Consider the following 12,613-nt stretch of genomic DNA (forward strand, 5'->3'; position numbering starts at 1 on the left):
GACGCTTCTTTAAAAGAAGCGCCAAACAACTTACATCTCTTTCTCTAAATCTAGTAAATGCTTATACTGCCAGGCACGTTCATTAGCCACCGCTTCCGTATCAAAGTGGGTTGCATGAGCAATAGTCTTTACCGCGTAGGTGGATGCATGGATCGCATGACCGAATATATGGACGGTTGCGACGGCCTGCCCTGCTGCCCGTGCAGCAGCAGTCGCTGCCTTATCATCTGTTTGACGGGCTGCAGTATGAGCTGCAAATGAAGCTTGGCGGGCTTCCCTGATACCCATAGTTCCCTGAAGCCATGCATATCCTGCTTTAATCGCTTCTCTCGGTCGCTCATCATGTGGGAATTTTTGTTCATAATGATCAATGACATGTTCTGCACAAGCTAGTGCCCAGCGTACAGCGATTGGATGAGTGATGCGTTGCAGGTGCTCTTCAATGGTTTCTTTTGTTTCTGTATCTATAAATAGCTGCTTTGTCACCGCAGTTTCCTCCTTTTATTATTTTTATTGTTTTTTTGAAATCTTTTTTATCTTAATCGATGGATTTCTTAACGAGTTGTTTTTATCGCTTTTTGAGAGGAGAGGTATACCTTTTCTCTTCCTTGTTTACTTTCATTTAAACCTTTATTTTTTAACCGAGTGTAAAATCAGCTCAGTCACCGAAGGCTTGTCAAATATTCATCACACTTAAGCCGTTTCTAGCATGGAAGTATGACTTTAAATTCCCGAGATACTATTGCAACAAGAAAAAACAGGAACCCAACTCTGGGATTCCTGCTTTTTTTTATCTCATTAACCAGCTAGTGTTCTGTTTTTAAACGATTAACTTCGAAATAGAAGATCTGAATAAATTTTTTGGTGTTTATTTTCGTTGGTGAGTCAGCAGGCAGAGAGTGTTCTTGAAGCTCTCTCATCTTTTTACGTACTACTTCAAAATCAAAAAAACGGGCTGCATAGGTCTCAAATGATGGATGAGAGTAATCTGTCAATCCAAGAGAAGCAAAATGAATAATGGAATGGAGAACCGCTCTGCGAATACGTTGTTCCGCTGCTTTTATCTCGCGATTAATTTCAAGATCAGAGGCCTCTGGTCCCAGCTTGCGTTTAGCGGTTTGCCTAAAGATATCTTTCAGTGAAGGAAAGCTATGTTCAAAAGTGTAGCTGTGTTCACAAGAATATAAATATTCGAGAACATTAATCAGGTCTGCAGCACCAGTTTCTCCTGTAATACCAAGTTCTGTCAGGAGAAAATCACAAATATCTTCCCAGCTTCTTTCTTTCCTTGATATGGTGCACGTGCCTTGCACATCCATCAATTTATTAAGAGAATTTTGAATATCCTTAAAAGAACGCTCCATCTGAATTCTGGCTATCACTTTTTGAACGATTATCACAATTTCAATGCGGTTTACCGGCTTTAAAATATAGTATTCTACGCCAAGCTTATACGCTCGTGCAATCAGTTCTTTGGACTCTACCTGTGAAATCATAATAATTTTTCCATTGAAGGATCCCAAGAGGTGGCGAATGGTTTCAATACCATCCCGAATAGGCATCAATAAATCAATGAATAGAATATCTACTCCTTTAAAATTTAAAAATGAACTTGTCAGCTGCTCTCCGCTTGCTGCTTCTCCTACAAGCTCCCCTAAATCTTCGTCTTCAATAATTTTATGTAAGACAGCGCGTATAGCGGAGTCATCATCAACAATGTAAAATCGCATTTTCTCACCTCATTCGAGATAATTGGCGGATTGGTATTTTAACAAAAAAAGTGATACCGCTTTCTTTGTTTTGAAAGTCACACTGACCTGCCAGGTTATGTACGGCTTCTTTTACATAAAAAAGCCCGATTCCAGTTGATGAATTTCCTTTTTCATCAAATTTTGTTGTAAACCCGGGCTCGAATACGGTGTCTCTATACTTGTCCGGGATAGACGACCCACTGTTAAAAACACGAAACTCAGCTTGTTCTTGCTGCTCAAGCAGTTCTAGATGAATCGTTCCTTTTTCTTCTATTGCTTCTATAGCATTGGCCATTAAATTGTTGATCAATGATAACACTGTGTAAATATGGTAGGCTGGATGCTTTCCTTTGATAGTGTACGTGAAGGTAATCTCTTTCTTCAGAGATATCGCATACTTCTCATTAATATGAACAAGCAGTTGTAATAGCTCTTCTCCGCTCATATAGTCTTTTAAGCTTTGATTGGAGATTAACTTTGACAGACCTGCCAGAATGCGTTGATGGTCTTTTTTGACTTCATGAATCTCGGCTGCTATTTTCAAGGCCAGCTGGCTGAGCGAAGGATCCACTTCTCTTAAATGACTGTACAAATCGTAGGATTCTTTTGTTACCGTTTCTACATTGCCGGATGATTTTTTTAGATGGATGGCTTCTTCATACAAAGTAGAAACGAGCATCATCATATGATTATTCTGTTCCCTCACCTGTTTTTCTTTTGACTGAGCCTCATACATCTTAATCATGCTGAAAAAGCTTAATACGATAAAGGAATGGGCTAAAGCAATGGCAATCATCTCAAACAGCTGTGCAGCAAAAATACTGAATCCAAACAAAATGAACTGAACAGACATCTCTATTACGTTAGAAATCAGTTCAATCAGCAGCCCAAACAGCCCTATTGCTAGTGGTCTATCTTGAAATCTGCTCATTTTCATCCATTGAAATAAACAGGCATATGTAAAATAAAAGAAAAAAGCAGGGAAATGGTATGTAAAAGACGACCAGTTATCTCTTTGAATTCCAGTATAATGATCAAGAAAAACGCGAAACAAGACCACAGCCAACGCGGTTAAAAAGCCCGATAAAATAAATGTCCTTTTTCGCAACAATAGCAAAAAAAACATAGCTGGAGCACCGAGGCTGATACGGAAAGTTTCATTTAACGGATAAAACTTCATTTCTCCTAAAAGTGGAACGAGAATAATCATGAGTATAAGAATGTAAGCATCTTTCATTTCTTTGAAGAGAATCCTCACCACCTGCTTTCTTCCGTTCACTGAAATTCAGTATACATCCCCTCTTTCTTTTAAACAATGAAAATTTTAAAAGCTGCTTTGTCACTTTTTATATATTTTTATAGGCCGCTTTTTAAGATTCAGTTAATCAGCTGAAATGAATTATGAAAGCGCTTAATAAAAGGAGATGATAAGGTGGATGCAAGAACAGCCAGCAAGGAATTGCTTTATTCCGAACAATATATTCTTGATAAATGGGTGGAAGAAAGCCGGACTTATGCGGCCAATGGACAAACGGCTGCATACATTCCTGCACTTCAAAATGTAGAAGCACTGCAGCTTGGCATTTGCATAATTGAGCCAAATGGTCGCATGTTGAAATCAGGTGAAGCAGACTGTTTTTTTACCCTGCAGAGCATTTCAAAAGTAATATCCTTTATCGTCGCATGTATGCACCACAGTATTTCGTATGTACTGGAGCGGGTAGATGTGGAGCCTACTGGTGATTCGTTTAACTCTATAGTCCGTCTGGAAGTAAATCACTTTGGAAAACCATTCAACCCAATGATTAATGCAGGTGCGATTACTATCACCTCCCTCTTGCCTGGCAGTAGCGCAGAGGAAAAAGTACAAAGCGTTACTTCCCTGCTTAAACAAATAACGGGCCGTCCTTTTCAGGTAGACGAAACCGTTTTTAAGTCTGAGTGGGAATCAGCACACCGCAATCGTGCTCTTGCTTATTACTTAAAGGACAATGGCCATCTAGAGTCGGATGTAGAAGAAACCTTAACCGTGTATTTGAAACAGTGCGCTATTCAAGCAACGATCGAAGATATCGCGCTTGCAGCTCTGATTTTATCGCAGGATGGTTATCATCCTTTTTTTAAAAAACAGGTTATCCCTATCGAAGTAGCAAAACTGGCAAAAGTTTTGATGGTTACCTGTGGAATGTACAATGCTTCTGGAAAATTTGCGGCTCAGGTTGGCATACCGGCAAAAAGCGGAGTATCCGGTGGGATTATGGCCCTGGTGCTCCCAAATAAAGGACCTTTTCAAAAAGGATGCGGAATAGGCATCTACGGTCCAGCTATTGATCAATATGGGAACAGTTTAGCTGGAGTAAAGCTTCTGAAAGAAATAGCATCAGAATGGAATTTAAGTATCTTTTAAATAGGAGGATGAAATATATGCTGGAAGCAGTTGTGCAAGAATTAAACGAATTTTTTTGGTCCAAGGTGCTCATCATTTTACTGGTTGGAACAGGCTTTTACTTCACACTCCGGTCGCGTTTCTTACAGTTTCGCCTGTTAAAAGAAATGATGTTGGTCTTAAAAGAAGGAAAAACAGGTGCGGCGGCCGGCCTGTCTCCATTCCAGGCTTTTTGCATCAGTATGGCAGCGCGGGTAGGTACCGGCAATATTACTGGTATTGCTATCGCTATTGCGCTTGGCGGGCCCGGAGCTGTTTTCTGGATGTGGATCATTGCCTTGATTGGTTCTGCCTCTGCTTTTGTAGAAAGTACGCTGGCACAGATTTATAAAGTGAAAGACCGTGACGGTTTCCGTGGCGGTCCGGCTTATTATATGGAAAAGGGCTTGAAAAAGCGCTGGATGGGTGCCTTGTTTGCCATCCTGATTACACTTTCGTTTGGCCTCGTTTTTAATGCGGTACAGTCTAATACGATCACAGTCGCATTCCAAAGCTCCTTTGGAACCGACCGCTTGACGCTTGGCATCATCATGACTGTTCTGTTTGCGGTTATTATTTTTGGCGGTATTAAGCGGATTGCCAAGGCCTCTGAATATATTGTCGTTGTACTTGCTATTTTTTATATTGGTGTCGCGCTGTTTATTGTCACCATGAACATTGACCAAGTACCCGGTGTTCTCGCGCTGATTGTAAAAAGTGCCTTTGGCTTCGAACAGGCTGCAGGCGGTGCGTTTGGGGCAATGATTATGAATGGAATTAAGCGCGGCTTGTTCTCAAATGAAGCGGGTATGGGAAGTGCGCCGAATGCAGCAGCAACAGCTGTTACAAGCCATCCTGTTAAACAAGGGCTTATTCAGGCTCTAGGTGTTCTAATCGATACAGGTGTGATTTGTACAAGCTCTGCGTTTATCGTGTTGCTTTCTCCTGTATATAAACAAACCGATCTAAGTGGAATTGAACTTACACAAGCGTCATTGGCTACCCATATTGGTTCATGGGCATCAGGATTTTTGGCTTTCATGATTCTTCTGTTTGCTTTCAGCACCCTAATTGGCAATTATTATTATGGCGAAACCAATATTGAGTTTTTGAACACAAACAAAATATGGCTGATGCTATACCGTGTAGGTGTGCTCGCTATGATCTTATTTGGTGCTGTGGCCAAGGTGCAGCTTGTATGGGATCTTGCAGACTTATTTATGGGATTCATGGTTATTGTGAACTTGATTGCTATCCTGCTTTTATCAAAAGTAGCATTTACGGCGTTACATGATTACGTCCAGCAAAAAAAAGCGGGGCATAATCCCCAGTTTTACAGCGATAGTATTGAAAATATAGAAGGAGCGGAATGCTGGCCGGTGGCGGAAATGCACAAGAAGGAAAACATCTTATAACTCTCTTTCTTGCTTTCCTCATGCTTAACACCAAAACAAAGATAAAAAAACAACGGTTCTTTAAAGAACCGTTATTTTTTTGAAGCTTTTTAAGTTTAAACCCATCCACGGAACATAGATGCCTCAGCTGCCCGTCCAATGCCGACAATATAGGCAGCCAGGCGCATATCGATACCGCGTGTCTCTGACGTATGAGCAATTTGCTCAAACGACTCCCTAATTTTATAACGTAGTTTTTGAGCCACCTCTTCTTCCGACCAATAGTATCCCTGATTATTTTGTACCCACTCAAAATAAGAAACGGTTACTCCGCCTGAGCTTGCCAGCACATCAGGAACGATTAGTTTATTGCGTTTCGTTAATATTTCTGTTGCCTTTCGGGTTGTAGGGCCATTGGCTGCTTCTACAATAATATCAGCTTGTATATGTTCTGCATTTTGTTCGGTAATTTGATTAGAAATGGCTGCTGGAACTAAGATATCACATTCTTTTTCAAGTAGCTCTTCATTGGCTAACACATTTTCAAATAAGTTTGTTACCATGCCAAAACTGTCCCGGCGCTCCAATAGATAAGGTATGTCAAGCCCCTTTGGGTCGTAAAGAGCGCCGCCAACATCTGAAATCCCGACAATTTTTGCTCCAGCATCATACAGGAATTTGGCTAAAAAACTCCCTGCATTTCCGAATCCTTGAATGATAATACGTGCTCCGTTTAAATCAAGTCCTCTTCTTTTTGCTGCTTCCTCGATGCAGATCGTCACACCTGCTGCAGTTGCTGTTTCGCGTCCCTTTGATCCGCCCAGAACAATCGGTTTTCCTGTGATAAATCCTGGAGAGTCAAATTCTTGGATGCTGCTGTATTCATCCATCATCCAGGCCATTACCTGGGGGTTGGTAAACATATCCGGGGCTGGAATATCTTTTGTCGGACCCACAATCTGGCTGATCGCACGAACGTAACCACGGCTCAGACGCTCCAGTTCAAGCATGGACATTTCTCTTGGATCACAAATAATTCCACCTTTTCCGCCTCCATATGGAAGGTTGAAAATGCCGCATTTAATGGTCATCCACATCGATAACGTCTTTACTTCTTCCTCGGTTACATCCGGGTGGAAGCGGACCCCTCCTTTTGTCGGTCCGACTGCATCGTTATGCTGGGCCCGGTATCCAGTAAAAATTTGTGTGGAACCATCATCCATTTTGACGGGTATACGCACTGTCAGCATTTTTAAAGGTTCTTTCAAAAGCTCGTACATACTGCTGTCATATCCAAGTGACTGAATTGCCTCTTGAATAATCGCCTGGGTAGAACTGAATAATCCTTCTTTTGCTTTTTGTTTTACCGCTTGAACTTTTACCATATAATCCACATCTCCCTTTAAAGCGCTTTCATAATCCTCTAAACATTTAAATCATAGGAAATAAACTACAAAAGCAGACAGATAGTAACATAAAAAAATTTATTTTTAGGCAATATATTTTCTACTGCAGCAGCCCACGTAAAAAAGCAGAAATCCTTTGGATTTCTGCTTTTTATTTAGAAATATTTAAGAGCTCCCACAGCTGCTTGAAGAACAGCTGGATCCACTACTGCTGTCAGAAGAACAAGAAGAATCATTCCCGGAGTCATGATGATCATAGCGGTCGTCACGGTCATCACTATCGTAATAACCGCCTGAACTCATGTAGTTATTGTCTTCCGGTATAGGCTCATGCAAGGCCAGGATCGAATAAGACAGCAGCAAGACAGGGGTTTGATCCTCCGGCCGGGTCGCCACAATCGTTTTAGACCGTGTTTTTTGACGGCGGTCAACGTGTTCTTCTGCTTCTTCAAGAAGCTCTGCAAGCTTTTTCGTTAAAGCATGGATAAGAGGCTCATATTCTTCTGGCGCTGCTTCAAACAGCTCTTTTTGAAGATATGTTTCTCGTTTCTTTCCTTTTGCTTTCTGCCATTTTTCTACAAAGGATTTGCGAAGCAGCGTTTTTCCAAATGGACCTTGAATGGTTTCAGTGTAATCATGCTCGGTGAACAAAACTGAATATACCAATTCAAAAACAGCCCGCTCGTGCTGTGACGCTCCTTTTGTTACTTTAGCTTTGTCAGTTGGAGTATGATGAATCATCGTACCATGAAATTCCTCGCAAAAAGCCGCGTAATCCTTGGTAAACAAAATCATATCATGCCAAATGGCATCGACCTTTGTGCTGTACATCGGTACATTTTTCATGATGGCAGAAAGAATGAAAAACCGCTTTAATTCAAGCTGGTACCATGAAAACGACTGCTCGGACACCACCCCTTTTTCAATCAACCGTGCTTTTACAGACGCTTCGAGACTCCGGTTCCAGGCATGCTCTAGTTTTTCAGCTAACGGGTTTCCTTCCGGCATTTTTAAGCCAAGTGTCTGTTCCAGTTCAAAAGAAAGCGGCTTGTCTATTGCCGTTCCCTTATAACTTCTTGCTTTCTGACCGGAGCGCCTGCCAGGCGTGTTTTTTCCGCTGGCCTTTTTGATAATGACGCTGGCTATAATGGCTGCAATCACGAGGAAAAATACAACTTCCATTTCAGTCCCTCCTTTTAACTCTCCCTGCTGTTTTTTCTCTGTTTGATCTGCTCTCTTATCTCGATAAATAAAGGGAAAAAATGAAATAAATAGATTTTTTTCTGCAGGGCTTCTCTTCTATTGTATCATGCTCTTGTATTTGTTCATGTCTCCCTGGGTAAAAAGTTTAAAACATTGACAATATGCCGGTATTTTTTTGCAGAAAAAGGATTAAAAGAAATAAGGGAAGGGAAAAGGCTAGATAAAATTCAGTGAAACAGCTCACACTACCTGAATACATAACTGTCTATGGAGGGGTTTTTTATGTTAAAGGAAGCTATTTATCACCGGCCTAAAAACAATTTTGCTTATTCCTATGATTCAGATACCGTTCATATCCGCCTGCGCTCCAAGAAAGGCGACCTCACACATGTATCGTTGCTTCACGGAGATTCCTATATCCTTAAGGACGGTATATGGGTATATGATGAGGAAGATATGATTTTAGCTGGATCAGATATGCTGTTTGATTACTGGATGGCGGAGATTAAGCCTGCCCACCGCCGTCTCCTTTACGGATTTAAATGTGTCAGCGAGGACGAGACTATCTATTACACAGAGCGTGGCTTTTTCGATCAAGCGCCGGAAAAAACAGCGAATTACTTTAACTTCCCATACATTAACCCGGCCGATATTTTCACTGCTCCCCACTGGGTAAAAGATACGGTCTGGTATCAGATTTTCCCGGAACGGTTCGGCAATGGCGATCCACGTCTGAATCCCCCTAATACACAGCCTTGGGGAGGAAAGCCGGAGTTTGATAACTACTTTGGCGGCGACTTCCAGGGAGTCATTGACCACTTGGATTACCTGCAGGATCTCGGCATTACGGGTATTTACTTCACTCCTATTTTTAAAGCAAACACAAACCATAAATATGATACCATCGACTACCTTCAAATCGATCCACAATTTGGCGATGAGGCACTGCTGAGAAAGCTCATTGATGAATGTCATCAAAGAGGCATTAAAGTGATGCTCGATGCCGTATTTAATCATAGCGGCTACTTTTTTGGCCCGTTCCAGGATGTGCTTGAAAAAGGTGAAGCATCGAAATATAAAGACTGGTTCCACATTCGAAAATTTCCGCTGCAGGAAGGTGACAAGTTAAATTACGAAACCTTCAGCTTTGAAAAAAACATGCCAAAGCTGAACACCGAAAACCCGGAAGTAAAAGACTATTTGTTGAATGTGGCCTCATATTGGGTGAACAATTTTGACATAGACGGCTGGAGGCTGGATGTGGCCGATGAAGTCGATCATGCCTTTTGGAGGGAGTTCCGCCGCACGGTAAAAGCGATAAAGCCGGATGTGTATATTCTGGGTGAAATCTGGCATGATGCCCTGCCTTGGCTTCAGGGAGACCAGTTTGATGCGGCTATGAATTATCGTTTTGTTCATGCGATCGTAGACTTTTTTGCCCAGAGAAAGATGACAGCCGAACAGTTTAAACAGGAAATTACCCATGTCTATCATTCTTATCCGGTTCCCACCAATGAAGTTGCCTTTAACCTGCTAGGAAGCCATGATACGCCAAGACTTTTAACGGTTGCGTATGACAATAAACAAAGCGTCAAACTGTCTTACCTGTTTGCTCTGTCTTCCCCAGGGTCTCCATGTATTTATTACGGAGATGAAATTGGCTTAACAGGCGGGCCAGATCCGGACTGCCGCAAATGTATGATCTGGGATGAAGACAAGCAGGACTGCGATTTACGGGCCTTTATTCAAAAAGCGATTGCGCTGCGCAAACAAATACCTGCTTTTGGCAACAGCGGCAGCTTTGCGTTTGCGGATATTCATCCGGAGCTGATCAGCTACACGCGCGAAAATGAACAAGAAAAACTTCTGTTTTTGATCAATTCAAGTGATACACCAATACAAGCTGATGTGCCAGATGTCTTTATGAATGCTCAAAATGTGTGGACGGAAGAAATACACAATGAAAAGACCGTCACCATTCAGCCTCAGAACTTTATGATTTTGCATAAAACAATGCAGTAAGCAGGCTTTTGCTTTTCTAAACAGGCATATAAAAAACCGGTACGCCCTCTTTTCCATCACAAGGGGGCGTACCGGTTTTATTCTATGTTATATACGATTAATCCAGGCTCTCTAATGCTCTTTTCACAGTAGAAAACGTATCTGTACCTGAAAGCTCAAGCCCGCTTTTTACTACAATTTGAGCTAAGTCAGGACGAAGACCGGATGTGATGAGGTGAATACCCACTAACTTGAGCATCATGCCCAGCTGTTGAAGGTAGGCCGCCATCTTTACATCAATTTGGGAAAGACCTGAAAAATCGACAATGAGATGATCGATCTCCATGTCTGATAGTTTAGGAAAAACGTGCTCTAGTATATAGTTGGCTCGGTAGGCATCCATTTCTCCTATAAGAGGGAGAATCACAATTCCTTCCCTTACAGGTATAATGGGCGCGGATAGAGCGGCCATTTCTTTTTTCGCCTGCTCTTTCTTTTCCTCATACAGCTGTTCAAATGCAAAAATAGTCTCATTTAAGCTGCGGTCCAGCATTTGATTGATACGCTTAATGATCAAAACGATTTGTTCCAGGGACAATTGAAGCTTTTGTCCGATTTCTGTAAACATATCGGTTAACACTTCCCGTGTTGGAGGATACCGGACAGCCATAACGGAAACCCTTCCGCCTGAAGAAGTCTGCATATCTGCATTTTTTCGGCTCCACTCTATAAAGAAATCAGGAACGCATTTTTCTTCTTTTACAAAGGAATCCCCAAAAAACTGTAAGAACTCAAGGTACATTATACGTGCCTGCTCTTTTTCCCAGTCTGGAATCGTCAGTTCTAGATTTGAAATCACTTTTTCAACGACCTCAGTTGCTAATGCTTCTACGTTGTCAGTAATATAAGCCGAAAATTTTAAAAATGAACTCACGATGGCTTCCCCTTTTTCTCTATTACATACTTTAATACATGTATTTAATGGTTGTTCCTTGAACTACCGCCCACTTACCTGACGGTTAAAGTGGGGGATTCCTGGGCAAGAGGATCTTCGACCCTCAGTAATCAGGCTAACCCCGTATTCCAACGGTTTTATGATTAAGCTTAAATAGACTGAAGTGAAAGAAGCCGAAGGGCTTCTCTTTTAATATTCAGGCTCGCATTCAGGTCCCGGTCGTGACGAACGCCGCAGGAAGGACACTCCCACACCCGGACAGCGAGATTTTTTACATCCTTATGCTGGTGGCCACACCCGAAACAGAGCTGGCTTGATGGGAAGAACGGATCGACTTTTATAATCGTCCGTCCGTACCACTTCGCTTTGTAGGCGAGCATTTCGTTGAACCTCGACCATGACGCATCGTGAATCCCCTTGCTTAGCTTTTTGTTTTGGACGAGATTCTTCACGGACAAATTCTCCACTGCGATCACTTGGTTTTCATGAACGAGCCTGGTCGTCAGCTTGTGAAGAAAATCTTCTCTTGTGTGTTTGATTTTTTCGTGCAGTTTAGCAATCTGGGCTTTATTTTTTTTCCGCGATTTCGAACCTTCTTTTTTACGTGCAAACGCGCGCTGAAGAAACGCTAACCGTTTTTCGTATTTTTGGTAGTATTTTGGGTTGGCGATGACTTGGCCGTTTGAGAGTACAGCAAATTCTTTCAGCCCGACATCGATGCCAACGGCATCGACAGTGCTTGGCTTATAGGGGGAATATGACATTTCACAGATAACCGAAATTGAATACCGGCCGGTGCTGCTTCGGCGCACGGTGACACGCTTAATGTCACCTTCAATGTTTCGGGACTTTGAAAAACGAATCCATCCGAGTTTCGGCAGCTGAATGCGATTGTCCACGATTTTAATATTGTGATTTATCATTTTGGTTGTGTAGCTTTGGACCGGGTTTTTCTTGCTTTTGAATGTCGGATGGCCCTTAAAGTCATACGCCGTTGGCGTATAGCCTTCTGCGCATTTTTTAGCGGCTCGTTTTTTTAATTCTTTTTTTGGCTGATCCTTATATTTTTTGAATCCTTCGTACTGATATTCGATACTTGCCTGAAGAGCAATACTGTCAGAACCAGACAACCATTTGAACGTTCCTTTTAGCCCAGGGAGGAGCTTTTTAGCGGCTGTTTCTGTATACCGTTTTTTTGTTTTTTCAAAACTCTTGATGTTTTCATTTAATATATAATTGTAGACAAACCGGCAGCAACCGATCGTTTGGTTAATCAGTTGTTTTTGCTCGTCACTTGGATGGATTTTAAACCGAAAGGCTTTAAAATGAAAGTTCTTTGTTTCATCTGTTTTGGTTTTCATATTTTTCCCATCCCCTGAACGTTTGTTCTATACCTAATTATACCATTTTAGCAATAGAGCGTTCAAGGAAAAGGAATGACTGAATCGCCGAAAATGATAAAAATCTATTTTCTGTTT

The 12,613-nt window shown here is 41.8% G+C and carries 10 protein-coding genes; 3 read left to right on the forward strand and 7 right to left on the reverse strand.

The genetic code is table 11. The features are described from left to right. Positions 1-30: 30 nt before the first annotated feature. The 3 genes from RRU94_RS06645 to RRU94_RS06655 form a co-directional block, all read right to left on the reverse strand. Positions 31-486, reverse strand: coding sequence for a putative immunity protein (locus RRU94_RS06645; protein WP_315690998.1), 456 nt, complete (start codon positions 484-486; stop codon positions 31-33). 320 nt (positions 487-806) lie between these two features. Then, the gene (locus RRU94_RS06650; RefSeq protein ID WP_315690999.1) at positions 807-1,730 is read right to left on the reverse strand and encodes a response regulator; all 924 of its coding nucleotides are present in this window, start codon (positions 1,728-1,730) and stop codon (positions 807-809) included. Positions 1,731-1,734: 4 nt separating this feature from the next. Continuing rightward, positions 1,735-2,988, reverse strand: a complete 1,254-nt coding sequence (locus tag RRU94_RS06655) for a sensor histidine kinase (RefSeq protein WP_315691000.1) — start codon at positions 2,986-2,988, stop codon at positions 1,735-1,737. Positions 2,989-3,183: 195 nt separating this feature from the next. Here RRU94_RS06655 and RRU94_RS06660 point away from each other — a divergent pair, with 195 nt between their 5' ends. Beyond that, positions 3,184-4,158 carry a glutaminase gene (locus RRU94_RS06660; RefSeq protein WP_315691001.1) on the forward strand — a complete coding sequence of 325 codons (975 nt, stop codon included), beginning with the start codon at positions 3,184-3,186 and terminating at the stop codon, positions 4,156-4,158. An 8-nt stretch (positions 4,159-4,166) separates the two neighbouring features. Next, positions 4,167-5,591: an alanine/glycine:cation symporter family protein gene (locus tag RRU94_RS06665; protein WP_315691002.1), complete on the forward strand. Its 1,425-nt coding sequence runs from the start codon at positions 4,167-4,169 to the stop codon at positions 5,589-5,591. Positions 5,592-5,686: 95 nt separating this feature from the next. Here the strand turns inward: RRU94_RS06665 and RRU94_RS06670 are convergent, their stop codons facing one another. Beyond that, positions 5,687-6,955, reverse strand: coding sequence for a Glu/Leu/Phe/Val family dehydrogenase (locus tag RRU94_RS06670; RefSeq protein WP_315691003.1), 1,269 nt, complete (start codon positions 6,953-6,955; stop codon positions 5,687-5,689). Positions 6,956-7,141: 186 nt separating this feature from the next. Then, positions 7,142-8,158: a glycine-rich domain-containing protein gene (locus RRU94_RS06675; protein ID WP_315691004.1), complete on the reverse strand. Its 1,017-nt coding sequence runs from the start codon at positions 8,156-8,158 to the stop codon at positions 7,142-7,144. A 303-nt stretch (positions 8,159-8,461) separates the two neighbouring features. On the opposite strand from RRU94_RS06675, the gene RRU94_RS06680 reads away from it, so the two are divergent. Then, positions 8,462-10,201 (forward strand): glycoside hydrolase family 13 protein, encoded by a 1,740-nt coding sequence (locus RRU94_RS06680; protein ID WP_315691005.1) that lies wholly within the window; start codon positions 8,462-8,464, stop codon positions 10,199-10,201. Between the two features lie 97 nt (positions 10,202-10,298). Here the strand turns inward: RRU94_RS06680 and RRU94_RS06685 are convergent, their stop codons facing one another. Then, complete coding sequence (locus RRU94_RS06685; RefSeq protein WP_315691006.1) at positions 10,299-11,114, reverse strand: STAS domain-containing protein; 816 nt, start codon at positions 11,112-11,114, stop codon at positions 10,299-10,301. Between the two features lie 170 nt (positions 11,115-11,284). Continuing rightward, positions 11,285-12,496: an IS200/IS605 family element RNA-guided endonuclease TnpB gene (gene tnpB, locus RRU94_RS06690; RefSeq protein WP_315691007.1), complete on the reverse strand. Its 1,212-nt coding sequence runs from the start codon at positions 12,494-12,496 to the stop codon at positions 11,285-11,287. Between the last annotated feature and the right edge of the window lie 117 nt (positions 12,497-12,613).

This window comes from Domibacillus sp. DTU_2020_1001157_1_SI_ALB_TIR_016 (assembly GCF_032341995.1).
Classification (GTDB): domain Bacteria; phylum Bacillota; class Bacilli; order Bacillales; family Domibacillaceae; genus Domibacillus; species Domibacillus indicus_A.

Bases quoted from the DNA above. Each gene is read 5' to 3' on its own strand.
- RRU94_RS06650 (WP_315690999.1), bottom strand. From the start codon at position 1,730: ATGCGATTTTACATTGTTGATGATGACTCCGCTATACGCGCTGTCTTA.
- RRU94_RS06655 (WP_315691000.1), bottom strand. From the start codon at position 2,988: ATGAAAGATGCTTACATTCTTATACTCATGATTATTCTCGTTCCACTT.
- RRU94_RS06665 (WP_315691002.1), top strand. From the start codon at position 4,167: ATGAAATATATGCTGGAAGCAGTTGTGCAAGAATTAAACGAATTTTTT.
- RRU94_RS06670 (WP_315691003.1), bottom strand. From the start codon at position 6,955: ATGGTAAAAGTTCAAGCGGTAAAACAAAAAGCAAAAGAAGGATTATTC.
- RRU94_RS06675 (WP_315691004.1), bottom strand. From the start codon at position 8,158: ATGGAAGTTGTATTTTTCCTCGTGATTGCAGCCATTATAGCCAGCGTC.
- RRU94_RS06680 (WP_315691005.1), top strand. From the start codon at position 8,462: ATGTTAAAGGAAGCTATTTATCACCGGCCTAAAAACAATTTTGCTTAT.
- tnpB (WP_315691007.1), bottom strand. From the start codon at position 12,496: ATGAAAACCAAAACAGATGAAACAAAGAACTTTCATTTTAAAGCCTTT.